Raw genomic sequence first — 25095 nt, 5'->3', positions numbered from 1 at the left:
ACCTGAGTTGATGAACTCTGACCGTCAGCTGCAAAGGGGAGCTCAGCTCATGACCGAAGACGACCGGACCGATCCGACCCCGAAGTCCTACCGCCCGATCGACGCCAAGGGATTCCGGGACTTCGTCTCGCGGGGCTGGGGCCCGGTGGACCGGTCGGTGACGGTGCCGGAGGGGCTGGCCGAGGCTGCGGCCGCGCACCGGCGGAAGCTCTCCGCCGCGCTGCCGGGCCGGCGGATCGCGCTCGCGGCCGGCCGGGCGCCGGTGCGCTCGAACGACACCGACTACCAGTTCCGCGCCGACAGCGACTTCGTCTGGCTGACCGGTTGCCAGGCGGAGGGCGCCGTACTGGTGCTGTCGGCGGACGGTGAGGCGACGCTGTACCTGCGGGAGACCGCCGGTCCGGACGAGGCGGACTTCTTCGCCAACGCGCGGGACGGCGAGCTGTGGATCGGCCCGGTGCCGGGGCTGAAGGACTGGTCGGACGCGCTGCAGATCGCCTGCCGTCCGATCGAGGAACTGCCGGCGGCCGTGCGCGGCGCGGTGCCGTTCATGCTGTCGACGCCCGGTGTCGAGCCGATGCTGGACGCGCTGGTCCGGACCTCTCCGACGGACGGCAACTCGCTGCGCCAGACGCTGGCCGAGCTGCGCCGGATCAAGGACGACTGGGAGCTGGACCAGCTGCGCGAGGCGGTCGCGGCCAGCGTGCTCGCGTTCGGCGATGTGGCCCGGGAGCTGCCCGAGGCCATCCGGGGTGGCGGCGAGCGGTGGCTGCAGGGCACCTTCGACCGGCGTGCGCGGACCGCGGGCAACGGCGTCGGGTACGCCTCGATCGTTGCTGCCGGCCACCACGCGCCGGTGCTGCACTGGGTCCGCAACGACGGCCCGGTGAACGAGGGCGACGTGATCCTGCTGGACGCCGGGGTCGAGACCCGCACGCTCTACACCGCCGACGTGACCCGGACCTTCCCGGCCACCGGTGAGTACACCGCGGCCCAGCGGCAGGTGCACGACCTGGTGCACAAGGCGCAGTTGGCGTCCCTCGATGCCGTCAAGGTGGGAGCGCCGTACCGGGCCTTCCAGTACGAGGCGCTGCGGGTGCTGGCCGAGGGCCTGCGGGACTGGGGTCTGCTCGACGTGTCGATGGACGAGCTGCTCGGCCCGGACGGACAGCAGCACCGGCGGTACATCGTCTGCGGGACCGGGCACTACATCGGCCTCGACGTGCACGACTGCGACGCGTCCCGGCCGGAGGCGTACTTCGCCGGCGACATCGAGGCCGGGATGGCGCTCGCCGTCGAGCCGGGGCTGTACTTCCACCCGAACGACGAGACCGTGCCGCCGGAGCTGCGCGGGATCGGCATCCGGATCGAGGACAACGTCGTGGTGCATGCCGACCGGCTCGAGATCCTCACCCAGGACCTGCCGATCACCACCGACGGACTGGAGCAATGGACCCAGTCGCAGCTCAACGCTCGGTGACAGGCCGTCTACGCAAAATTAATCGTCACAAGCAGTAACATTCGCCCCGCCGCCGACGATGTATCGAGCGGGGGAGGGTCGAACTCGGCAGGGCGCGTGGCAGTGGGGGGCCGCGTACCACGCGCCCAGCCGAGCCGGCCCCGACTGGGGCCAGGGGGGACCCAGGATCCCTGGGCACGGGGAGTAGTCATCATGAATCTGCGAGTGCGAGTAGTCCACTACGGAGATCAGCACTGGTACGCCGACATCGACGATGCCGACGATCCGCAGCCCGACGACCCGTTCTGGTACGTCGACCACTGCCGATCGCAGATGCAGGCACTCGAGAGCGCCTGCGCCGAACTCCGTCTGCTGGCGGGCCGCCTGGTCCGCGGCGACCATCTCGACCGCGTTTTCGACGTGGCCGGCGTCCCGGTCTGAGGGACCACACGGACACCGGGGCCGGTGCTGGTTGGGAGGCGCCGGCCCCGGATCTCTCTCAGCCCACCGGTGGTACCGCTGCGCAGCTGGTGCCGCGTTCCGGCACCTGACGCGAGACCAGATAGGCGTCGATCGTCGTCTGCATGCAGGGGCTCGAGTTGTAGCTGCCGTGCCCCCAGCCCTCGTAGGTGAGCAGTACGCCGTACCTGCCGAGCTGGCGTTCGACGCTCCGGGCCCACTCGTAGCCGGTGGCCGGGTCATGCATCGCGTTCGCTAGCAGGACTGGAGTGGTCAGACCGTGGACCTTCAGCCGGTGCTGCGGGTTGGCGGCCGGCGGCTGCCCGAGGCAGATCGACACCGCCATCAGCTGGCCGGGGTAGCGCATGTCGGGGTTGTTCCTGGCCAGCCGGTCGAGATGGCCGGCGTACTCCCGGTAGTTGCGGACACCGAGGTTCCAGTCCTGGCAGAACACCGCCAGCGGATACGACGCGAGTCCGGGCGGGACCGGCGCCTGCCCGGTCGGCGGCGTACTCGCGTCGAGTTGCTGCAACGTCTCGGCAAGCGCGACCCACTCCGGGTCGTAGAGCTTGCGGAACACGAAGAAGCTCAGGTTGAACGGTGTGATCGCGACGGTCGGGTGCTGCGGATCCGGCACCTCGCCGTGGTCGGCCCGGGCGAGCAGGTCCGCCCACAAGGTGTGGATATCGCGACCGTGCAATGCGCAGGTTGTTGCCGCGTCGCACCATTTCACGAACTCGGAGAACGAGTCCTGGGCCGCGGTCGCCTGGGCGTCGAGGAACTCCTTCGTCGGCGCGGCACTGTGGTCGCTCACGCTCTCGAGCACCATCGCGCGCACCCGGCCCGGGTACGTCTCGGCGTACTGGCCGCCGAGCACCGTTCCGTACGAGCTGCCGTGGAAGGAGATCGTCGACTCGCCGATCGCCCGGCGGATCGCGTCGACGTCGTGGACCGTCTGCCAGGTGTCGAGGTGGTCGTACACCGGCCCGGTGTGGTCGCGGCAGTCGGTCGCGAGTTGCTGGTTGTAGCGAATGGTCGCGCGGAACTCGGCCGCACTTTTGATGATCGGTGACGGCTGCTTGACCAGCAGCGCGGCCGTGCACTTCACCGGGTTGCTGCGGGCGACACCCCGCGGGTCGAAGCTCACGATGTCGAACTGGTCCTGCAGGTTCTGACTGAACCGGGACATCCCGGTCTTGACCCGGTCGACGCCCGAGTCGCCGGGACCGCCCGGGCCCCACATCAGCACGCCGACGCGGTCGGCCGGCGACTTCGCCGTACGACGGGCGATCGCGAGGCCGAAGGTGGGGCCGTCGGGATCGTGCCAGTCGACCGGCACCTGCAGGGTCGCGCACTGCGATCCCTTCACCTCCTCCGGATCATCCTTGCCCTCGGGCTTGCAGTCGGACCACTGCACGGTCACTTGCCTGGGTACGGCGGCCGGCGCCGGTACTGCGGTGAGGCCGGCCGCAGCGAATCCCAGGACCACACCCCACGCGGTGGTCCTGAGAACTCGTCGGGACTTCATCAGCGAATCTCCTGTCTGGGGACTCCCTCGATCCTCAGCAACCGCTTGCCTCACCACATCCGGGACAAGCCCTCGCCAGACCCCGGCCGGCCCTTGGGGGACTCGTTGGGGTCGGTCGCTGATGGTGCGGATCGGCCGGATTGACGTTGCCGGTGGGAGCGCCGTACCGTCCAGATCGTCAGTCAATTCAACAGCCGCATGAACCCGTGCGGGAGAGACCCGGGCGTGACCCGGGCGCCGTAGGAGCAACTCTCCCCAAGAATCTCTCAGGCACCTTCACCGCGCGGGCGAGGCACCTCTGGAGGACTTCCGGTCCAACAGAGTGGGGAGGACACCAAACGGTCAACGGCGACCGGAAGGAACCTCCACACGATGGCGATCAGCGTCTTCGATCTGTTCAGCATCGGGATCGGCCCGTCGAGCTCCCACACGGTGGGGCCGATGCGCGCCGCCCGCACCTTCGCACTCGGCCTGGCCGACGCCGGCCTGCTGGCCGCGACGGCGAGGGTCGAAGCGCAACTCTTCGGTTCGCTCGGTGCGACCGGGCACGGCCACGGCAGCAACAAGGCGGTCCTGCTCGGGCTCGAGGGCGAGGACCCCGAAACCGTCGTCACCCATTCCGTCGACGCCCGGGTCGAGACGATCCGCGAGCGCGGTCGAGTACTGCTGGCCGGCACGCACGAGATCGCGTTCGACGAGAACACCGACCTGATCATGCACCGGCGCAAGGCGCTGCCCTACCACCCGAACGGGATGAGTTTCGTGGCCCGCTCGGCGGACGGCGCCGTACTGCGGGAACGCACGTACTACTCGGTCGGCGGCGGATTCGTGGTCGACGAGAACGCGGCGGCCGGCGACCGGATCGTGCTGGACACGACCCCGCTGAAGTACCCGTTCACCACCGGTGCCGAGTTGCTCGACCGTTGTCGCGAGTCCCAGCTGTCGATGAGCGAGGTGATGCTCGCGAACGAGCTCGCCTGGCGGACCGAGGAGGAGATCCGGGCCGGGCTGCTGCACATCTGGCAGGTGATGCAGGACTGTGTCCGCGAAGGTTGCGAGACCGAGGGCATTCTGCCCGGCGGCCTGAAGGTGCCGCGCCGGGCACACTCGCTGCACCGTCGACTGAGCGCTGATCCCTGGTCGGTGGATCCGCTGAAGGTGATGGACTGGGTCAACCTGTTCGCCCTCGCGGTGAACGAGCAGAACGCGTCCGGCGGCCGGATCGTCACCGCGCCGACGAACGGTGCCGCCGGCATCATTCCCGCCGTACTGCACTACTACCGGCGGTTCGTGCCGGGGGCGACCGACGACGGTGCGGTCAGATTCCTGCTGACGGCCGGTGCGATCGGTGTGCTGTACAAGGAGAACGCGTCGATCTCCGGCGCCGAGGTCGGCTGCCAGGGCGAGGTCGGGTCGGCCTGCTCGATGGCGGCGGCCGGGTTGTGTGAGGTCCTCGGCGGTACGCCGGGGCAGGTCGAGAACGCGGCCGAGATCGCGATGGAACACAACCTCGGCCTGACCTGCGACCCGGTCGGCGGGCTGGTGCAGATCCCCTGCATCGAGCGGAACGCGATGGCGTCGGTGAAGGCGATCAATGCGGCCCGGATGGCGATGCACGGCGACGGCGTCCACGTCGTCACCCTCGACAAGGTGATCAAGACGATGCGCGAGACCGGCGCCGACATGAAGATCAAGTACAAGGAGACGTCCCGCGGCGGCCTCGCCGTCAACGTCATCGAGTGCTGATCACCAGGGCACGTTGCCGTCCAGGCTGAGGTACTGGCCGGTCGGGCCGTTCGGACCGATCGTGGCCAGGCGGACGATGATCTCCGCGCCCTTCCCGACGCTCTGCACGCCCCGGTGATTGTTGAAGTCGGTCGCGGTGAACCCAGGGTCGACCGTGTTGATCCGGAGCTCTGGTAGTTGCTGCGCGTACTGAACCGTGAGCATGTTGAGGGCCGCCTTGGACGATCCGTAACCCGCCGCGTATACCCAGACCTGTACGGCGGGAGGCCAGACCTCCGGATCGACGGCGGTGGCGATCGAGCCGAGTCCGCTGGACACGTTCACGACAACCGGGTTGTCGCTGCGGTCGAGCAGCGGCAGGAAGTGGTGCAGCATCCGGACCGGCCCGAACACGTTGACGTCGTACGTGATCCGCAGGTCGTCTGCCGTCAGCTCCCGGGCGGTGTGCCGCGGACCGAGGATGCCGGCGTTGTTGATGAGTACGTCGAGCCGGCCGGCCTCGGACTCGAGTTGCCGGGCCGCGGCTGCGACGGAGTCGTCGCTGGTGACATCCAAAGGGAGGTAGTGCGCGCCGAGGTCGGTCGCGGCCTGCTTGCCGCGCTCGGGATCCCGGGCGCCGAGGTACACGGTGTGTCCCGCCGCGACGAGGCGACGGGCGGTTTCGAAACCGAGGCCCTTGTTGCCCCCGGTGATGAGTGTCGTGGTCATGACTCCACCCTCGCGCTGCGGCGATCGGCCAGGTAGTGCCCGCGATGTCCTAGGGAATGGCAGTACCAGGCTGGTTAGGGGTGTGCGCGGAATACTGGGCGTATGGGTGAGCTCGGCCGGACACTGCACGCATGGCGCGATCGAGTGACCCCGGACGAGGCCGGGCTGCCGGCGGGCGAACGGCGGCGGGCACCTGGGCTGCGTCGCGAGGAGTTGGCGCAGCTCGCCGGACTGTCGGTGGACTACATCGTCAGGCTCGAGCAAGGCCGCTCGGACTCGCCGTCGGTGCAGGTGCTGACCGCGCTGTCCCGGGCGCTTCGGCTGTCCGATGCCGAGCGCAACCATTTGTTCGTACTCGCGGGGCAGGTGGAACCGTCCCCCGGCCGGATCTCGTCGTACATCCCGCCTGGGGTGCACCGGATGGTCGATCAGCTGGTGGGTGCGCCGCTCTGCGTGTGCGACGCGGCCTGGGGACTGATCACCTGGAATCCGCTCTTCGCGGCCCTGATCGGGGACCCGTCGGAGTGGCGGGGCCGCTGGCGCAACATCATCTGGCGGCACTACGCGGCGCCGGGCGAACGCGTGCTCCAGACACCCGAGCAGCGCCGAAGCTTCCAGATCGCGATGGTGACGGACCTGCGCGCCTCCCTGGCCCGCTATCCGCACGATCCGGAACTCAGGGCGCTGATCGACGAACTGCGCGCCGGGTACGACGAGTTCGCCCAGCTCTGGGATCAGCCCGTCGTCGGTTTCCATCAGACCGAGCAGAAGACCATCCGCCATCCCGGCCTCGGCACCCTCGTCATCGACTGCGACGTCCTCACCGTGCCGGGCAGTGACCTGCGCATCGTCGTCTACACGGCCGCGCCGAACAGCGAGGCCGCCGAGAAGCTGCGCCTGCTGTCGGTCATCGGCCTGCAAACCCTGAGCTGAATTCTGAACGCGCGAGTCCTGATAACGGACAGAGATGCTACGAGTACGCACCGGTTATCCAGCTGCCAAAAGGTTGCGATCTAGTGTGGAATTTCTTCCACGGTCTGTTTGAAGCGCTGGTTCAACCGCTACTCTGCGGAACCGTGAGACCGTTCCCTGCCACGGCACCCGGCCGCCCGCCCTGGCAGAACCCGCAGCGACTTCGACAGGTCGCCGCCGGCGCCGGCGTACTGCTGCTGCTGTACGTCGTCCTCTTCCTCACGGCGCTGGCCGGCGGCCCGCGGATCGGGGCCTCGTTCCTCCCGCTCCCGGGTGGTGGCCCCGACCCGGCCAACCCGGTTGCCGGCCTCGAACCCGGTCAGCCCAGCCAGAACGTCCCGGCGATCCCACGCGGCACCACGGCCACGCCGATCTCACCCGGCACCACCCCGCCCACGCCGTTGCCGACAGCAACGACTCCTGGAATCGGTGCGACCACCGCCCGCGTCCCCGGCGAGAACACCCCGTACCCGACGCCGGCCCCGGGCCGGCCGACCACGCAGATCGTCGACCGCTTCGAGCCGACCATCCCGGCCGCCACCAAGACGCCAGCCACGCGCCCCGCCGATCCGCCCGTCACCCAGCCCACCACGCAGCAGACCACCAGTAATCCGACTGCCCCACCCCCGACCAGCACCACCCCGAGCACCCCGCCGACAACCCCCGAAAACCCAGACCCGCCGGACTCACCGTCCCTAGGCGGCCTCCTCGGCGCCCTCCTCAACAAGCTCGGCTTGTAGCTCATGTACGTGTGTTAGGGTTGGTACATGTCGATGAAGCGCACAAACGTCTACGCCGATCCTGAGGATCTGGCGCTGATCAAGGATGCCGCCCGTCGACGGGGGATTCCGGAGGCGGAGATCATCCGTGAGGGCATCCACCTGGCAGCGATGGCGACCCGGGTCTGGGATGAACCGCTCGACTGGCCGACCTTCGAGGGCACGGGTGAACCGGTGACCAAGGACGAGATCCGCGCCGAAGTCGAGCGTCGTACCGGCCGGTGATTCTCGTCGCCGACACCTCGGGCATCATCGCGGCGTTCGACCGCAACGCGCCCGAGGGCACTGATTGCAGGAAGCTTCTGCAGGAGGCCGGGACCGTCATCCTCTCGCCGCTGGTGCTCGCCGAGGTGGACCACCTGGCCAGGGCTCGGCTGGGAGCGGAGGCGCGATCCACGATCCTGGACCTCTTGCTGACGCAGATGCGGCGGATGCGTTTTCAGGTGCCGGATATCGGCGCCGAGACACTCGCGACCGCTCTTGCTGTCATGAGCCGGTATGCCGATCTGGATCTCGACCTGGCCGACGCCGTCAGTGTCGCCTTGGCTGCCGACTACCGCACGGACGCCGTCCTCACGCTCGATCGGCGGGACTTCCGGGCCTTGCGCCCGCTCACCCCGCACAAGGCATTCCGCCTGCTGCCCGACGACCTGTGATCCTCAGGCGGTCCGGAGATCGTGGCGGCCCGCCGATGGCAGAGAGAGGCTCAGTAGGCTTCCACCTCGGTTGTCTTCGCGTTGCCGCCGAGGGTGGGCTCCAGGTTCACCTGCCAGCTCTCGTTCCGGCCGAAGGCCTGTTCGAACTTCTGGAACGAGCAGTCCTCGCCGAACTGGCGACGGGTGGGACTCCAGTCCGCGCCGCTCTTGAAGTAGATGTGGTACGCGCCGCCGATCCGGCTGATCGTGGCGGCCTTGCCCGCCTGGATGTACATCATCACGTGCGGCTTGGCCGGCGGCTTCCCGTCGGTGACGATCGAGACCGCGACGTCGTTCGCCGTACCGTTCGTGACCTTCAGCCGGCCCGTGCCGGTCGGGCCGCTGCGGATCACGATGGCACCGTTCGACGGGCGCACGGGCTTGGGTTCCGGTCCGGGATCGGGCAGCGTGCCGCCGAACTTCAGCCCCAGGCGGTCCAACGGCACGGTCGCGCCGCTCAGGTCCGCCCGCAACTGCCGCTGCACTTTCTGCGAGGTGTAGGCGACGCCACCGCAGCGCGCGTTCGCCTCCGTCCGGTCGGAGTTCGACAGGGTCTCGGCCGCCGACCCGAGACTGTCCTGCAGCACCTCGTGTACGGCGGTCAGCCGCCTGGTCACCGTGAGGTCGGCCAGCTGTGACGAGGCCGCGTCGAGTGAGTCGGCGAGCGTGGTCATCGCCTCGGTCAGACCCTCGGCAGTGCGCACCCGGGTCAGCGTGCGCAACGGACCGGCCAGGCTCTGCTCGAGCTTGGTCAGCTCCGCCTGGTACGCGGCCGACCCGAGCGGACCGGCCGGTGGTACGGACGCGGCCGGCGCCGGTGCGGACGTCGTACCGATCGTGGATGGTGACGACGCGACCGGAGTCTCCTCCGGCGTGCCGCTACAGCCGGCGAGCACGGCCAGCATCCCCACCCCTGCGCAGAGCGCAGCACAGCGCTTCATGTACTTCCCCCCAGGTCGCCCCAAAACCCTGTGCCGCATAGGGTATGCGCACACCTGCCTCGGAAGCGAGTGGCGTCAGTCCCGCGGAGCCGGCCGCACGAAGGGGAACGCGAGGGTCGCCCGGATGTTCTGGCCCGTCAGCATCATCAGAACGCGGTCCACGCCGATCCCCAGGCCGCCGCTGGGAGGCATCGCGTACTCCAGCGCGTGGAGGAAGTCCTCGTCGAGGGACATGGCCTCGGGGTCGCCGGCGGCGGCTTTCAGCGACTGCTCGGTGAGGCGGCGGCGTTGCTCGACCGGGTCGACCAGTTCGGAGTACGCCGTACCGATCTCGGCCCCGAATGCGACCAGATCCCAGCGTTCGGCCAGGCGTGGTTCGGATCGGTGGGTCCGGGTCAGCGGCGACGTCTCGAGTGGGAAGTCGGTGTAGAACGTCGGCAGCGTGGTGGCCGGCTCGACGAGTTCGTCGTACAACTCCAGGACGAGCTCACCGGCGGACATCTCGAACGTCGTGTGGACGCCGTGCTCCGCGCAGAGCTCCCGGAGTCGCTCGGCCGAGGTGCCGGCGTCGATCGTCACCCCGGCGGCCCGGCTGACCGCGTCGTGCACGGTGATGACCGGCCACTCACCGGAGATGTCGATGTCGCCGTCCGGCCGGCGGATGATCGGCTTGCCGAACACCGCGGTCGCGGTCTCGATCAGCAGCTCGCGGGTGAGCTCGCGCATCACGTGGTAGTCGGCGTACGGCTGGTAGGCCTCGACCGAGGTGAACTCCGGGTTGTGGGTCGCGTCGGCGCCCTCGTTGCGGAAGTTCCGGTTCAGCTCGAAGATCTTGCCCATCCCGCCGACGCTGAGCCGCTTCAGGAACAGCTCGGGCGCGATCCGCAGAAACAGTTCGGTGTCGTAGGCGTTGATGTGGGTGACGAACGGTCGCGCGTTCGCCCCGCCGTGCACCGCCTGCAGCATCGGCGTCTCCACCTCGATGAAGCCGCGCGACTCGAAACCGTTGCGCAGGGCACGGACCGCCGCGCTGCGGTGCCGCATCATCTGCAGGGAGTCCGGGTTCATCACCAGGTCGATGTGCCGCTGCCGGACCCGGGCCTCCGGATCGGTGAATCCCTTCCGCTTGTCCGGCAAGGGATGCAGGCACTTGGCCGCCATCAGCCAGGCCGTCGCCGCGATCGAGAGCTCGCCGCGGCGGCTCGTCACCACCTCGCCGGTGACGCTGACATGGTCGCCGATGTCGACCAGGCGCCGCCACTGGTCCAGCGGCACCTCGCCGCACGCCTCAGCGGTCAGCATCACCTGCAGCTGGGCCAAACCGTCCTGCAGCTGGGCGAACGCCAGGCCGCCGTGGTTCCGCATCCGCATCACCCGGCCGGTCACGGACACCGTTTGGCCGGTGTGGTGATCGGGCGGCAGGTTGTCGTGCAGCTCGCGGATCCGCTCCAGCGTCTCCGTCCGCGGCACGTTCACCGGGTACGGATCGATGCCAGCGGCAATGAGTTCGACCAGCTTGGTCCGGCGGATCAGCTCCTGCTCGGTGAGCTTGCGATCGGGCAGCGCCGGCCGCAGCAACTCCTCTTCCTGCTGCCGTACGGCGTTCGCGAACCGGCCACCGTCCGACGCCATGATCGCGTGCCGTTCGGCGGTCTGGACATTGTCGACGCGCGTCCAGGGCCGGGGTGCGGGCAGGAAGCCCTCCGCGGTCCCGGCCGCCAGCAGCACCTGGGCGAGCGACGCACCGCGCGAGTAACAGATCAGCCGCTGCGACCAGCGCGGCAGGTACTTCTCGTTCGACTGGTAGAGGCTCTCCAGCTGCCAGAACCGCGACGCCGCCGTCAGCAGCGCGCTGGTCAGCCGCAGCACCGGCCCGGCGCCGACCCGCTCGGCATCGCTGAAGATCTCCCGGAACATGGCGAAGTTCAGCGAGATCCGGTGCAGCCCGAGATCGCCGCAGGCGTCCACCAGCGACGTCACCATGAACTCCATCAAACCGTTCGCGGACTCCGGATCCCGCCGCATCACATCGAGCGAGACACCCCGGACACCCCACGGCGCGAACGACAGCAGTCCGCGGACGGCGCCGTCCGCGTCGCGCGCGATCACCATCACGCATCGCGCGTCGGCCGGATCGCCCAGCCGCCCGAGCGCCATCGAGAACCCGCGCTCGGTCCGCGCTCCCCGCCACTTCTCAGCGAGGTGGACGTACTCCGTCATTGCCTCAGGTGACACGTCGCCGTGCCGAACCACCTCGGCGTGATAGCCGGCCCGCTGGACCCGGGTGACCGCCTGCCGGACCGGCCGCATCGTCCGGCCTTCCAGCGTGAAGTCGGCGACGTCGATGATCGCCTCGTCGCCCATCGCCAGCGCCCGCAGGCCGGCATCGACGTATGCGTGGGCCGCCTCCTCGCTCGCCGACAGGACCGCGGGGGACCAGCCGTACGTGCGCGCCTCGGCGAGCCAGCGCTGGATCGCGGCGGGCCAGGCGGCCGGATCACCCAAGGGATCGCCGCTGGCCAGGCTGACCCCGTTGACCACCCGGTAGGCGATCGCGGCGTCGTTGCCGGGGGCGAAGATGACCGCCTTGTCCCGCCGGGTGGCGAAGTACCCGAGGGAGTCCCGCTCGCCGTGCAGCAGGAGCAGCCGCCGGACCTCGAGTTCCTCGGCCTGGGTGAGGTAGCGGACCCGGCGGACCGAGCGGAGGAAGATCCAGAACGCGATCACCAGCGAGGCGGCCGAGATCGCGCCGACCGTCAGGCCGATCCAGCCGTGCCCCTCATGCCCGCCCATCTTGTTCCGGGACTGACCGAGCGCGGCGATGACGGCCCAGCCGATCTTCTGCCGCTGACCGGTCAGCGTCCGCGGGAAGATCTGGGTCAGGGTGATGCTCACCGCGATCGAGATCAGCAGGCCGAGCACCAGCGCGCCGATCGCGAGCCGCCGGGTGCCGGGTGCCAGCCGGGCCGGGAACGCGGCGCGGATGTTCCACAGCAGCACGATGATCGCGGCCACCACGACCACCTGGACGATGCCCCATTCCAGGTCCTGGACACTGGCGGGGCCGAAGTCGCGGAGCAGTTCGGCATCGTTCGGGTTGGCCAGCCGGACGCTGGTGAACGCGACGGCCGCGGTCTGCGCGACCAGCCAGAGTACCTGGAAGACCCACAGGACCCAGAGCAGCGCCGCCCGTTTGCCCCGCAGCAGTGCGCTGCCGACGACGGCCAGGTAGACGGCCGAGAAGAAAGTATGCCCGGCCGGGATCCCGAAGAAGTCGAACGCCATGTCGACGCGTTTCACGTACGCCGGGGCGAAAATATGCAGCGGGATCGCCAGGAACGACCACACCGCCGCGAACACGACGACGCGGCCCACCCAGACCGCGGCGCGCTGCTTCCACGCGGGGATCACTTCCTGCTGTTCCGGCCGCACCAAGCGATCATCCCACTTGTTCGCTGAGACTTCGGTCGCCCTGGGTCTACCTGGATGGTATAGCTGACGCCACAGTCAATCCTTTGGTTGACGTGCCGCTCGCCTGCTTATTGTTGGCGACAGTGCTACCAGGTCTCAGGCAGGCTTTCCTACGATGACCGTGATCTGGATCGTGCTGCCCGGCCTGGCTGAGACTCCTGAGGAGTTCGGCCGGGTCGTCGAGCTGTTGCCGGGGCAGGATGTACGGGTCATCGATCCGTGGCGTACGCCGATCACGTCCGACGTCGACGAGTTGCGGACGGCGGCCGGCGTACCGGCGGGGGCGGAGGTCGGGCTGGTCGGGCACTCGATCGGCGGACTGGCGGCGCTGCGCTGGGCGCTGACCCGGCCGCTCGAGGTGACCAGGCTCGTCCTGGTCGACACCAGTCTCACCTCGGAGATCGGGTGGCGCGGGCTCTACCCGGGGACACGCGGTGATCGGGCGGCCCGGGCGTTCCTGCGCTTCCTCGGTCGGTTCGGCGGACCGCAGTTGCTGGGTCCCAGGCTGCGGCGGCTGTTCGTCCGGATCGGCAGCCGGTCGAACCACGATCTGTTGTCGAAGGCAACCGCCCGGGCCCGGTACGGCGCCGCGGCGTCGTGGCTGCTGTTCTGGGACGAACTGGCGAGCAGCTGGGAACTGGCCGCCGAGGTCGCCAAGCTCGTCGCCGGTCCGGTCGGCGCGCTCGCCCCCACCACGCTCCTGGTCGCCACTGGCGGCACCTCGCGCTTCACGGCCGCCCGCTGGCTCGCCGCCCAACGCCGCCTCGCCACCACCCTCAGCGGCACACTCGACGTCCTACCCGACTCCGCCCACCTCATGCACCTCGACCGCCCCGACGCCATCGCCGCCGCAGTCGTCTATCGAAACGGCCGCGGCAGTGCCTATGAGTGATGAGGTCAGGTGGTGCTGGTGAGGGCGGGGGTCGGGAGTTTGCGTTGCCAGACCTCGTCGAGAGCCATCCGCATGGCACCGGTGACCACAGCGTCCTCGGCCAGGGCGGACAGCTCCAGCTTTGGGTGGTTGAGAGTCAGCAGCCGCAGCTGGTCCGAGATGGCGTCGAGCAGTACGGCGCCGGCCCGAGCGACGCCGCCACCGATGACCACGGCGGTCGGGTCCAGCACCAGTACGGCGGGGGCCAGAGCGCGGGCGAAGTCCCGGGCGACCCGTTGCACGACCGCCTGAGCCACCGGGTCACGCTCTGCCGCGGCCGCGAACACATCGGCCGTGTCGAGCTGCTCTCCGCCCAGCTCGGCGAGGCGGGACTGTGGGTTGTCCAGAGCGGCCTGGCGGCCGAGTGCGGCGATCGCCTCCGAGCCGACCGCACGCTCCAGCGGACCCCGGCTGTCCTCGGGGTTGATGACGTCATCCGGAGCGGTGGCGATGAAGCCGATCTCGCCGGCCGCGCCAGTACCGCGGTGCAGCCGGCCGTCGATCACGATGCCGGCACCGAGCCGCTCACCCCACTGGACGGCCAGCAGCGTGCCCGTCCCGCCACGAGCGGCCGCGATGGCCAGTGCGGCCAGGTTGGCGTCGTTGTCGAGCATCACCGGGCAGTCGAGCAGACCGCGGACGTGCTTGATCAGGTCGATAGCGGACCAGCCCGGCACGCTCGGGACCAGCTGGACCCGGCCGGTGTGCTCGTCGACGATGCCAGGGCTGGCGGCGACCACGGCCGCGATGTCCTCGGCCGGCACCTCGGCCTCCGCGAGCGCCTCGTTGATCACCTCGCCGATGACCCCGAGCAGCTCTTGTGCGGTCCATCCGGGTCCGGAGCGCCGTACCAGGGAGAGCTTGCGGCCGGCCAGGTCGGAGACCCCGACGGTCACCCGGTGCGGGCCGACGTCCAGACCGAGGACCGGGGCCGCACGGCCGCGGAGCGAGACGCGGATCGCCGGCCGCCCGAGTGAACGGTCGGCCGAATCCGGGCCGTGCTGCTGCAGCCAGCCGGCCTCCAGTAACTCGTCCACGGCCTGGGCCACGGTCGGTCTGGCCAGACCGGTCCGTTCGACCAGTTCGGCGACGCGGAGTGGTGCCGGCGCGGATCGGCGGACCGCATCCAGGACCGCGGCGACGTTGATCCGCCGCAGCATCGTCGTACCGCCGCCGCCGACCGTTCCCTTGCTCATGTCCGACCCCTTGCTTGCCACTCGCCTATCTTAATAGAAAGCGAGCGTTCATAAATTACCGTGACGTGTGTTTCGCGTCGGCTGGCGGACGCCGATGCGTGAGTCGACAACTATCACCCACCGGGGGCCCGATGTCCCAGCACACGCGCCGGTGCCGAAAGAGTCACTGCCGCCGTCAGTCCTGGAGGACCGTCCGGGCGAAACTGCTCAGTGCCTCCCGATCCGGTTGCTGTGTCTTGGTCATCAGGCTGGCCACATGCTTCTCCACGGTCCGGGGCGAGATGTGCAGCCGGGAGGCGATCGACTTGTTCCCGATCCGGTCGACCAAAAGCTGACAGACCTCGTACTCGCGGGTGGTGACGCCGAGCTGGCGCAGATGCGCGGGCACCTGCTCGGTCCCGCTCCGCCGCTGCGAGACGGTCGCTCCGAGCTGCCGCAACAGACTCCGGCACGCACTCGCCACCGCCGGGATCTCCGCGTTGTGGAAGTAGTCCTCAGCTTGCCGCAACCACGCGACCGGCTCGCCCCACCCGTCCGCGTGCGCCGGCTCGGCCACCATCCGCAGCCCGAGGTAGCGCGCCAGCGGATAGATCGACGCGGTCTCGAGCGCCTCGATCACCTTGGCGTTCGCCGCGTCGTACCGCCCGTCCCGCCCGAGCAGTACGGCGTGCGCCAGTTGGACGAACTGCTTGTTCCACCGCATCCCACTGGCGGCCGTCGCAGTGACCGCCTCGAAGTGCGCCCAGCTGTTCCTGCCGGACAGTACGCCGAGTAGCAGGCCGAGCCCGTTCTTGCCCGAGGTGTGGAAGGTGGTCGGGTTCTGAGCGTCGTACGCGAGGGCTTGCGCCAGGTCGGAGTCGGCCAGTTCGCGGTTCTCCTCCAGGAGTGCGCAGAACGCACGAGCCAGGCCGTAGGAGTACGGCAGCTCGTACGACGCGCGCTCGCCACCCCAGTTGGCCACCTCGGCGAGTGTCGCCTCCATCGCGGCCCGCCGGCCCCGGTGTGCTTCGAGAATCGCCTTGGTGGACAGGAAGTACGTCGCCGACCGGCCCATCCGGAGTCGCCGGGTGACCGCCAGGCACTCGTCGATGATCGCGGCCGCCTTGTCGTACTCGGATCGCAGGATCGCCTGCTGACCGAGGATCCCGTCCACCTCGTAGACCAACGGGATCGCGCCGATCCGCAGCGCCTGCTGCCGGGCCCGCTCCAGCTCGAGAATGCTCCCGTTCGCGAGGCAGATCGTCCCCGCCTGGAAGATGTGCGAACAGACCCGCTGGAACGTCATCGCATGCTCTTCGGCGACCTGCCGGGCCCGATGGAAGTAGTCGATCGACTGATCGAGGTCGTGCTCACGGGCCAGAATCCCCAGCAATTGCAGGGAGTCGCAGGCCACCGCGGGCAGCTTGGCGCGTTCGGCCGCCGCCGCGGCGCGGGTTGCCAGCTCGGTGGCCGCCTTCAGCCGCCCGGGACTCGATCGGGCCAGCTCGAGGTTGGCGGCGATCGCGTCGACCGGCGCGATGTCGGCGTCGGCGGCGTCGATACCGAGCAGCGACCGCGCGGTCGCGACCTGGGTCAGTGCGGCCGACCAGCGACCGGCCATGTGTTCGAGGTTGGCCAGCTGCACGTGCAGAGCGGCGACCTTGCGACTGTCCAGGTTGCGGTCGGCCATCTCCTCGATCGTCGCGGCGTGGTCCCCGCTGGTCTCGAACTGGCCGGTCTCACTCAAGGCGATCAGCAACGAGCCCAGCACCTCGGCGCGGCAGGTGGTGTCCGGATCGCCGGCCAGCAAGGCATTCGAGCGCTCCAGCAGCTTGACCGCCGACGCCATCGACCCTTCGTCGAATGACCGCCTCCCGGCCGTGGCGAACAGCCGGCCGGCGCGGGCTTTGTCGCCGCCCGTCTCGGCGAGTTCGGCGACCATCGGGCACCACTCGCCCGGCAGTCCGGGATGCAGCTCCTCGATCGCGTCCGCACACCGTCGCGCGAGAGTGGAACGCTCGGTCGGTGTCAGCCCGGCCAGCAACGCATCGGCCGTCAGCGGATGCCGGAACGCATACCAGTCCGGCACCGGCTCGTCCGGCCCGACCAATTGCGCAGCCAAGCCGGCACGCAGCGTGGCCAACAGCAACCGTTCGTCGGTCCCAGTGGCTTTGCGTACGACGCTCAGCGGGAAGCGGTGACCGATCACCGCCGCCAGCACGAGCAGGTCGCGCGACTGCGGCCCAAGCTGATCGGTGCGGCTACTGATGCTCCGGACAACGGCCGCGGGCACGTTGGTCTGCAGACCGTCGACGACCTGCACACTCCCGTCGGCCCTGGACAGCAGTTGCCCCGTCCGGCTCGCCTCCTGCAGCAGTTCCTCAACGATGAAGGGGATTCCGGCGCTGTCATGCCACAGCCGGTCGACCAGTGTGTCGGGTACGCCGCTCGTGGGCACCTCGAGACAGCCGGAGGCCAACTCACCGACCTCGGCCCGGTCCAGCGGCGGCAGCTCGATCAGGGTTGCCGTTCCGCGTTGTGCTGACAGTCTGGCCAGCTCGAGCGCCGCACAGGTCTCGGAGCGCAGAGTCGCGACCAGTGCGATCGGCTGGTCCTCCAGGTTGTCGAGCAGGTACTCGATCACTGCCAAGGTCTCAGGATCGGAGCCGTGCAGATCCTCCAGTACCAGCAGGCAACCGCGGTCCTTCGCGACCAGGGCGAGTAGCCGCAGGACGGCCTCGCCAAGGACGACGGTCGAGGTCGCGGTGTCGTGGGCCGTACCGTCGTCCCAGTCCGGGATCAGCCGGCTGAGCACCTGACGGTAGGGGCCGAGTCCGTCGGTGGCGGGCATCTCGCCGCGGCGGACGAGCGACAGCAAAGCCTCGGTGAACGGGCGGAACGCAACCATGGCGCCGATGGCCCCGACCCTTCCACGCAGGGTCGCCATTGCGTCATCCAGTGCTTTGGTGGTGGCGAGTCCGGCCAGCCGGCTCTTGCCGATGCCGGGCTCACCGACCAGGAAGACCGCACCCCCGTGGCCCCCACGGGCCGCGGCCAGCAGGTGGTCGAGATGATCGATCTCCCGGTCCCTGCCGACCACTCTGGGCGAACGGGTCTGCATGCTTGCCAACTCTAACGACGTATCGCTGACCCCGCAGTGAATCGGCGAAGCCGGTCGCCCCCCAGGGCCGGCCGGCTCCGCCGTTCAAACGTTCGCTGGGCGTCAGTTCAGGCTGATGGTCGGCCAGGTGCTGGCGAGTTCGTTGCCGACGGCTGCGATCGCGAAGGTGCTCAGGCCGACGGTGCCGACCAGGGCCATCGCACGGGCGCCGACTTTGGTGCGCTTCGGCAGTGTGATCGGACCGAGCGGGTCGGTGGCGTCCGGGGCGGTGGACTGGGCGTCGGGCTGGGACTCGGGCTGGTGCTGGGCGGTCATGCGCTTCCCCTGTCGCTGTGTGGGTTCCGGCGCTGTGATGGGCGCCTCGACCCGGTGGTTGGTTCGAGCAGCAGCACGGACGGAACGCGTTCGGGGAACGCCAGCCGGAGCAGGCCGTAGCCGATTCCCGCCAGACCGGTCAGCAGGCCTGGAGATGGAACCGCCCGCGGTGTCCCGCACTGCGGCCCGTACTGCTGTACTGCGGCGAGCACCAGCCCGGCACGGCGTCGCCGTACCGCCTCGACGGCTGGGTGATCGCGTTCGGCCAGCCACATCAGTGGCTCGACCGCGCCGAGCTCGCCGTGACACAGACTCATGTCGGCGAGCACCGGACGTTCTGTCGCGGCCCTCAGATACGCGTCGAGGTCCGCGGGTACTCCGGCCGCCAGCCGGGCCAGTGCGGTGCCGGCGTCACCCGAGCACCAGCCGTGGCCGGCAGGCCGGTCCCCTCGATCCAGATCGGCAGCCGCGCGCGCGGCATCCAGGTACCTGTCGCCAGGTACGCCGTACTGACCGAGAGACCACGCGATTCCCTGGTAACCGCGAGCGAAACCGTGATCCGCTGCTACTCGGCCACGGAGGCCGCTCTCTACGGTGGTTACCAGTTCGTCGGCGTACCGCGTGGCCAGTCTGTGTGCCGCCGGGAGGCCGTCGATCGCTTGCATGGCGGCCAGTCCACCGGCTGCGCCCTCGGCGTACGTCGGGAACTCGGTGGGCTCGGGGACGAGCCGCTCGGTGAGTTCCAGCGACCCTGCCAACCAGGTGGTGAGCTCGGAGTCGCCGAGGAGTTCGCACAGGCGGTCGAGGCCGTAGCTGATGCCACCGAGTCCGTGGAAGCCGGGTCCCACGAGTTGCGCCGACTCCGGGTCCGCGGCCAGGGCCTCGAGCAAGTGGGGGAGCGGACGGATCGCGTCGCGGGCGAGATCGCAGTACTTGCCGGCTCCGGTGAGGACGCCGACCTGCGCAAGGAAGAGCGCCGTACCGGTGTAGCCGTTGGAAAGCCCTGCGCCCATTGGCCTGATGGCCCAGTGGTGGTCGTCGAGCAGCTCGAGACCGAGCCAGTTGGCCGCGCCGCCGCTCTCGCTGATCACCTGCGCGACGATCTCGTCGGCGATGTCGGTGGCCGCGGCGAGCATGCACTCGGGGTCCGCCTCGGTGGCGCCGAGCCACGGCCTGCTGGCCGCCGTGGTGTGCACGATCGGCTCCGGCCGGGTGGCGAGCGATGCCGAGATCAACCACTTCTGCCGGTGCTCGTCGATGTCGCCGAGACTGGCGATCTTCGCCTCGACCGCGGCCAGTCCTTCAGTGGCGAGGACGTTGGCGATGCGGGTGCCGTCTGAGGACCAGACGTCACGGCTGTCCGGACGAGCAGTGAAGAGCGGTACGTCGCCGGCCCACAGGTCGGCCAGCTCGTAAGGCACCAGGTCGCGCAGGGACTCGTCGGCGTCCCACAACAGGTCCAGTAGCCGGCTGCGACCGGCCGCGTCCCGCAGTGCGTCCGGATGCGTCGACTCGTCCAGCAGGCCCGTATAGAGACTGGTGCTCCTCGGGACGAACCTGATCTGGTCCGCAGCACATCGAGCCAGCAGACCGTCGGGCCCGATCAGCTCGTCGCGATGCCAGGCGATCGCCTCGTAGGCGGCCCGGAACCCTGTCAGCACAGCGATCTCGTGGTCCCGCGGCTCGATCATCGCACCGTCGAGCAGTGGCCGGTTGGAGGCGCTGTGCGTCCGGCCAGGACGCCGGACCAGGTGCATCGAGTCCAGACCGGCATCGGCCCAGTCGACCACACCCATGGGCGCCGCCGCGTCCGCATCACCGCCCAGCCCGGACAGGTCCGCCACTCCGTGCTCGCCAGTGACTAGTAGCGGCAACAGCGCAGTGCGGTAGACCGAACTGAGAAGCGCGCGGTAGGCCGGGTCGCGGCTGAGCGAGCCCACCGGTGTGTTGCTCGGATGGAACAGGGTCTCCACGTCGACGAGGACAGGCTGGTCGCCGACGGCGATCAGGTTCTCGTAGTGCATGTCGGTGCCGTCCAGCACATACAGCAGCGCCAGTAACGCGCCCTGCCGGTGATAGAAGCGCCGTACGCCGGCCAGATCGTCACACTGCTCGTGTACGACGTACTCCAGCCAGCCATAGCCGTGACGGGTCAGCAGGTCGACCGTGCGGATGTCCAGACCGGTCTTGTCGTTCTGCCAGTCGACGAGCTCGTTGAAATGCCGGTGCAGGCCGAGCGGCCGGGGCTTGTAGACCAGCCGCCGCCCGTCCGCGAAGGTGAGGGTCGCTGTGCACCGCCCGCCGCGGTGGGGATCGCCACCGGGCTCGATGGCGGTCAGCGCGCCGGGGTCACGGCCGCCCAGCAGTCCGGTGACGAGCGACTCACGGTCGTCGGCGAGCCGTGCCAGCAACTCGAGATGCCCCTCGACCGCCTGCCGGCACGACTCGCCCAGGACCCGCGCCAGCACCGGGTAGGCGGCCAGGAACTCCGCCAGCTCGCTCCCTCCGACGAGCCGGTGGGTGAAGTCCAGGAACCGTTCGGCCGGGGTCTCGCCGGCCAGCTCACCGCGGTCGCGGGCGCGGGCGAGCTCCAGCACCAGCGTCCGCGACGCCAGCTTCACCAGCCGCAGCCCGAGCCGATGCAGGAACTGCTCGGTCAGGACGCCGGTGTGCCCGGCGGCGACCAGATCGCGGCGGGCCGCGGTCAGGAGGGGTTCCAGGCAGCGCATAAGCGCCTGCCGCCAGTCCGTGCCGGGCCCACCCGCTGCCTCGGCCGCCCCACCTGACGTGTGGCCGCCGATGACACCGGTCCCTGCAGGGCCCCGACCGGCGGCAGGCGCGCTCGGTGGGAGAGCGGTACTGCGCTCCACGTACTCGACCCAGGCCGGAGCGGTCTGGGTCAGCTCGTGCGGGCGCATTCCCGCGGACCACCAGGTGTCACGCTGGTCGGTCCGGGCCCGCCCGGTGGTCACTGAGTTGAGCACGCGCACAGGCTGCCATCGGCGACGGGGTCGGGGCATGGGTAACCAGCCCCCATATTTAGCTGGGGGCTCGTGGCGGCGTCGGGTTCGAGCCTTGTCGGCGATGCCTGCCGCGGGGCGACGACTGGGGGTTGACCACCCCGCGGCAGCAGCGCCCGGCCGAGCGGCCTCTGGTGGAAGGCCGGCCGGCTCAGGTCGGGAACGCTACGGTTCCCAGCTCGGTGTCTGCACTCCTGGTTGGCCTCCTCTGTCCGCGAATCCGCAACGATCGCCGGGAACGATGCCGTGACGATCCGGCCCCGGGCAAGGGCTCCGAACCCCCAATTTCCGGCCGCCCGGCAGGCCCGGACAGATGGGTGTGGAACGGCCGGAACATGGGGGGCGAACACCCATGTGTGATGCCGCGGACACTGCGACGGTGAACAGGTGCTCACCCCTGTCGCTCCTGGACTGCCCGTCTCGGCTCACTCCGTGCTGGACGTCGTACCGCAGCTGCCCGGTCAGTCGGCTGCGGCCGCGCTCCGGGAGACCGCGGAGGTGGCACAGGCTGCCGACGACCTCGGCTACCGCCGGTTCTGGGTGGGGGAGCAGCACGGCGTCCGAGGCGTCGGCAGCGCGGCACCGGCTGTGCTCGCTGCGGTCCTGGCCGCGCGGACGGACCGGATCCGGCTGGGCGCCGGCGGTGTTCAGCTGGCCAACCATCAGCCGCTGGTCGTCGCAGAGCAGTTCGCCGCACTGGCGGCGGCGTACCCGAGCCGGATCGACCTCGGCGTGGGTCAGCAGCACAGCCTGATCCCCAGTACGGCGGCCGCACTCGGCGGTGGCGCCCGGGACGCGTTCTCGCAGCGGCTGGACGAGCTGTGCGGCTTTCTCCGGGACGGCTTGCCCGGGCGAGCACCTGTGGGCGACGTACGGCTGACACTGGCCGGATTGCCGCCACCGGTGTTCGTACTGGCCGACCATCCGGGTGCTGCGGCGACTGCCGCTGTCCGTGGGCTGCCTGTGTTCCTGGCGCATCACTGCGCGGCCGCCGGGACGCCGGCGGCGGTGGCGGCGTACCGGGACCACTTCGAGCCGACCGGGCCCACGGTGAAGCCGTACCTCGCCGTCACGGTCGGTGTGGTCGCGGCCGACTCGGAGGAGGAGGCGATCATCCGGTTCGCGGAGTACGTGCGGGTGAAGACCCGTCTCGGTACGACGGGACCGCGAGCGACACCGGTCGAACTGATGGCGGTCCTCGAGCAACCACTGACCGGCCGCGAGCGCGGCCGGGCCGAGCGGATGCTGGACGACCCGAGCACCATCGTCGGCTCGAGAGCGTCCGTCGTGGCGGAGCTCGGCGGACTGGTCGCCAGTACGACCGCCGACGAGATCATGCTGGTCCCACTCGCCTTCGACGGCCTGGTCCGGTCGGCGATCCTCCGCACCATCGCCGCCGGCCTGACCCGCATGGTCCGCACCATCCCCAGGCACGCCCCACCACTGATCGCCACCGCCTAGTGTGGGTACTGCCGACTAGTGAGAGGCGGGCTCATGTCACGGGAGCGGGAAGTCGTCGAGGCGTGTCCGACCGAGCTGTACATCGGGGGGAAGTGGGTAGCGGCCGAGGGTGGCAAGACCCTCGCCGTCGAGGACCCAGCCACCGGTACGACGCTCTGCGACGTGGCTGATGCCAGTCCGGCCGACGGCAAGGCCGCACTGGACGCAGCGGTCGCCGCGCAGGCGGACTGGGCCGCGACGCCGCCGCGAGAGCGTGGTGAGGTCCTGCGCCGTACCTATGAGCTGATGACCGAGCGGGCCGACGACCTCGCGCTGCTGATGACGCTCGAGATGGGCAAGCCGGTCGCGGAGTCCAAGGGCGAGATCGCCTATGCGGCCGAGTTCTTCCGCTGGTTCGCCGAGGAGGCCGTCCGGATCGAGGGCGGCTACCAGATCGCGCCGAACGGCAAGGGCCGCTTCCTGGTGATGCGGCAACCGGTCGGGCCCTGCCTGCTGATCACTCCGTGGAACTTCCCGGCCGCGATGGGCGCCCGCAAGATCGGCCCGGCCGTCGCCGCCGGCTGCACGATGGTGATCAAGCCGGCCTCCCAGACCCCGCTGTCGATGCTCAAGCTGGCCGAGCTGATGACCGAGGCCGGACTGCCGGCCGGAGTGCTGAACGTGATCACCACGCACAACGCCGGCGGTGTGATGGAGCCGCTGATCCGGGACGGCCGCGCGCGCAAACTGTCCTTCACCGGCTCGACCCAGATCGGCCGGAAGCTGATCGAGCAGGCCGCCGAGCAGGTGCTGCGGACCAGCATGGAGCTGGGCGGCAACGCGCCTTTGCTCGTGTTCGCCGACGCCGACCTGGACAAGGCGGTCGACGGCGCGATGCTGGCCAAGATGCGCAACGGCGGCGAGGCCTGTACGGCGGCCAACCGGATCTACGTGCAGACGCCGGTGATGGACGCGTTCGCGGCCCGGCTGACCGAGCGGATGGCCGCGCTGAAGGTCGGCCGCGGCACCGAGGACGGGGTCGACGTCGGCCCGTTGATCGACGGGACCCAGCGGGACAAGGTGCGCGAGCTCGTCGACGACGCGGTGGACCAGGGCGCGCGGGCGCTGACCGGCGGATCGGTTGCCTCGGGCAACGGATACTTCTACCCGCCGACCGTGCTGGCCGACGTCCCGCAGAGCGCCCGGCTGCAGAAGGAGGAGATCTTCGGCCCGGTCGCACCACTGACCGCCTTCGAGACCGAGGAAGAAGCGGTCCGGATGGCGAACGACACGGAGTACGGCCTGGTTTCCTACCTGTTCACCAACGACCTCACCCGCGCGCTGCGTGTCTCCGAGAAGCTCGAGACCGGGATGATCGGCCTCAACCAGGGCATCGTCTCCAACCCGGCCGCACCGTTCGGCGGCGTCAAGCAATCCGGCCTCGGCCGCGAGGGCGGCACCGTGGGCATCGACGAATACCTGGAGATCAAGTACGTCGCGATCAACGTGGACTGATCTGTTCGACGGTCAGGGTCAGGCGCTGGATGCCCCAGTTGCCGGCGGCGGGGCCGGGCGGGAACCAGACGTCGACGATGTCGTCCTTGATCCAGCTGCCGATGTCGGCCGCGTAGCAGTGGCCGTAGCCGGGCACCCACAGGCGGGTCCCCCACGGGATGATCCGGGCATCGACCGCGCAGATCCCGGTGCCGGCGTTGTAGCCGAGCGCGGTCTGAGCGACATCGTTGTACGCCGAGACCCGGTAGTTCAGTGTGGTCCCGGGCGCCAGGGCGAACGCGGCCAGCCGGTTGGACGGGTTCAGCCGGTACGACGTGGTGATCTGCCCGATCGACGACGCCGCGGTGTCCTCCGACGACATCGCATAGACCTGGTAGTGCGCACCGTCGCACGGGCTCGCATCAGTCACCTGCAAGGCCGGCTGACCCCAGTCACTGATCCACTGCAGCGCCTGACCGTTCTTGAACGCGCGATACGCCTTCGCACCGGCCACCCGGCCGAACGTGAACGTCACCTTCCCGTCCGCGCCGAGCCCGCCGTCGATCCCCGTCGGCGCGGGCAGTCGTCCGCTGACGTCGTACGGCGGTGCGGTCGTTCCGTCGCCGTGACCACCGGAGATCGGCCGGTCGGGAATCGGTCCGGTGTAGAAATGCTGACAGGCCGGCAGTGCCGCAGAAGCGGTCGCCGGTGAGACCAGAAGGGCGCTGACGCTGACCAGGACGATGCTCAGAGCACGCATCACGGCAATGCCTCCAAGGTGGGGCGGGACCATGAGGTTTCACCCTCAAGTAGCCGTCCCGCACCCCACTTAGTCAAGGTC

General features: G+C 69.6%; 19 protein-coding genes and 1 riboswitch. Of the genes, 10 read left to right on the top strand and 9 right to left on the bottom strand.

The genetic code is table 11. The annotated features are described in order from the left end of the window. Positions 1–49: 49 nt before the first annotated feature. Entirely contained in the window at positions 50–1480 is a 1431-nt protein-coding gene (locus OG558_RS08055) for an aminopeptidase P family protein (RefSeq protein ID WP_405069641.1), read from the top strand. A gap of 192 nt (positions 1481–1672) precedes the next feature. Further along, positions 1673–1900 carry a hypothetical protein gene (locus OG558_RS08050; protein WP_329482534.1) on the top strand — a complete coding sequence of 76 codons (228 nt, stop codon included), beginning with the start codon at positions 1673–1675 and terminating at the stop codon, positions 1898–1900. Between the two features lie 58 nt (positions 1901–1958). Here the strand turns inward: OG558_RS08050 and OG558_RS08045 are convergent, their stop codons facing one another. Continuing rightward, positions 1959–3446 (bottom strand): alpha/beta hydrolase, encoded by a 1488-nt coding sequence (locus tag OG558_RS08045; protein WP_405069640.1) that lies wholly within the window; start codon positions 3444–3446, stop codon positions 1959–1961. A 199-nt stretch (positions 3447–3645) separates the two neighbouring features. Then, a riboswitch (glycine riboswitch) is annotated at positions 3646–3738 on the top strand. A gap of 80 nt (positions 3739–3818) precedes the next feature. Between OG558_RS08045 and OG558_RS08040 the strand changes: the two genes are divergently transcribed. After that, on the top strand, positions 3819–5192 hold the full coding sequence (locus tag OG558_RS08040) for an L-serine ammonia-lyase (protein ID WP_405069639.1): 1374 nt from the start codon (positions 3819–3821) through the stop codon (positions 5190–5192). On the opposite strand, the gene OG558_RS08035 is transcribed toward OG558_RS08040, so the two are convergent. Beyond that, a complete protein-coding gene (locus tag OG558_RS08035) occupies positions 5193–5900 on the bottom strand; it encodes an SDR family oxidoreductase (protein WP_405069638.1) in 708 nt (235 codons plus the stop codon). Positions 5901–6002: 102 nt separating this feature from the next. On the opposite strand from OG558_RS08035, the gene OG558_RS08030 reads away from it, so the two are divergent. From OG558_RS08030 to OG558_RS08015, 4 genes are all read left to right on the top strand, one after another. After that, entirely contained in the window at positions 6003–6833 is an 831-nt protein-coding gene (locus OG558_RS08030) for a helix-turn-helix transcriptional regulator (RefSeq protein ID WP_405069637.1), read from the top strand. Between the two features lie 143 nt (positions 6834–6976). After that, on the top strand, positions 6977–7612 hold the full coding sequence (locus OG558_RS08025) for a hypothetical protein (protein ID WP_405069635.1): 636 nt from the start codon (positions 6977–6979) through the stop codon (positions 7610–7612). A 27-nt stretch (positions 7613–7639) separates the two neighbouring features. Beyond that, positions 7640–7876: a CopG family transcriptional regulator gene (locus tag OG558_RS08020; RefSeq protein WP_405069634.1), complete on the top strand. Its 237-nt coding sequence runs from the start codon at positions 7640–7642 to the stop codon at positions 7874–7876. Next, positions 7873–8307 carry a PIN domain-containing protein gene (locus tag OG558_RS08015; RefSeq protein ID WP_329482527.1) on the top strand — a complete coding sequence of 145 codons (435 nt, stop codon included), beginning with the start codon at positions 7873–7875 and terminating at the stop codon, positions 8305–8307. The genes OG558_RS08020 and OG558_RS08015 overlap by 4 nt, the downstream gene beginning before the upstream one ends. A gap of 50 nt (positions 8308–8357) precedes the next feature. Here OG558_RS08015 and OG558_RS08010 read toward each other — a convergent pair whose 3' ends face one another. Both OG558_RS08010 and lysX read right to left on the bottom strand, forming a co-directional pair. Beyond that, complete coding sequence (locus OG558_RS08010) at positions 8358–9287, bottom strand: hypothetical protein (RefSeq protein WP_405069633.1); 930 nt, start codon at positions 9285–9287, stop codon at positions 8358–8360. A 75-nt stretch (positions 9288–9362) separates the two neighbouring features. Next, entirely contained in the window at positions 9363–12719 is a 3357-nt protein-coding gene (gene lysX, locus OG558_RS08005; RefSeq protein WP_405069632.1) for a bifunctional lysylphosphatidylglycerol synthetase/lysine--tRNA ligase LysX, read from the bottom strand. Between the two features lie 154 nt (positions 12720–12873). On the opposite strand from lysX, the gene OG558_RS08000 reads away from it, so the two are divergent. Continuing rightward, positions 12874–13650, top strand: coding sequence for an alpha/beta fold hydrolase (locus OG558_RS08000; RefSeq protein WP_405069631.1), 777 nt, complete (start codon positions 12874–12876; stop codon positions 13648–13650). A gap of 5 nt (positions 13651–13655) precedes the next feature. Here OG558_RS08000 and OG558_RS07995 read toward each other — a convergent pair whose 3' ends face one another. The 4 genes from OG558_RS07995 to OG558_RS07980 all read right to left on the bottom strand — a co-directional run bounded on the left by OG558_RS07995 (position 13656) and on the right by OG558_RS07980 (position 21284). Beyond that, complete coding sequence (locus tag OG558_RS07995) at positions 13656–14885, bottom strand: ROK family transcriptional regulator (RefSeq protein WP_329482523.1); 1230 nt, start codon at positions 14883–14885, stop codon at positions 13656–13658. 175 nt (positions 14886–15060) lie between these two features. Beyond that, a complete protein-coding gene (locus tag OG558_RS07990; RefSeq protein ID WP_405069630.1) occupies positions 15061–17985 on the bottom strand; it encodes an ATP-binding protein in 2925 nt (974 codons plus the stop codon). A gap of 102 nt (positions 17986–18087) precedes the next feature. Then, a complete protein-coding gene (locus tag OG558_RS07985) occupies positions 18088–18300 on the bottom strand; it encodes a hypothetical protein (RefSeq protein ID WP_328525731.1) in 213 nt (70 codons plus the stop codon). Next, complete coding sequence (locus OG558_RS07980) at positions 18297–21284, bottom strand: type 2 lanthipeptide synthetase LanM family protein (RefSeq protein WP_405069629.1); 2988 nt, start codon at positions 21282–21284, stop codon at positions 18297–18299. Before OG558_RS07980 ends, OG558_RS07985 begins: the two co-directional genes overlap by 4 nt. A gap of 423 nt (positions 21285–21707) precedes the next feature. Between OG558_RS07980 and OG558_RS07975 the strand changes: the two genes are divergently transcribed. Further along, complete coding sequence (locus tag OG558_RS07975; protein ID WP_405069628.1) at positions 21708–22781, top strand: MsnO8 family LLM class oxidoreductase; 1074 nt, start codon at positions 21708–21710, stop codon at positions 22779–22781. Between the two features lie 33 nt (positions 22782–22814). Further along, the gene (locus tag OG558_RS07970; protein WP_405069627.1) at positions 22815–24275 is read left to right on the top strand and encodes an NAD-dependent succinate-semialdehyde dehydrogenase; all 1461 of its coding nucleotides are present in this window, start codon (positions 22815–22817) and stop codon (positions 24273–24275) included. Here OG558_RS07970 and OG558_RS07965 read toward each other — a convergent pair. Beyond that, positions 24262–25014 (bottom strand): 3D domain-containing protein, encoded by a 753-nt coding sequence (locus tag OG558_RS07965; RefSeq protein ID WP_405069626.1) that lies wholly within the window; start codon positions 25012–25014, stop codon positions 24262–24264. The genes OG558_RS07970 and OG558_RS07965 overlap by 14 nt on opposite strands. Positions 25015–25095 lie beyond the last annotated feature (81 nt).

Source organism: Kribbella sp. NBC_01510, from assembly GCF_045040325.1.
Classification (GTDB): domain Bacteria; phylum Actinomycetota; class Actinomycetes; order Propionibacteriales; family Kribbellaceae; genus Kribbella.
Note: the sequence above shows the minus strand (reverse complement) of the source record. Positions and strands in the feature narration are given on the sequence as shown.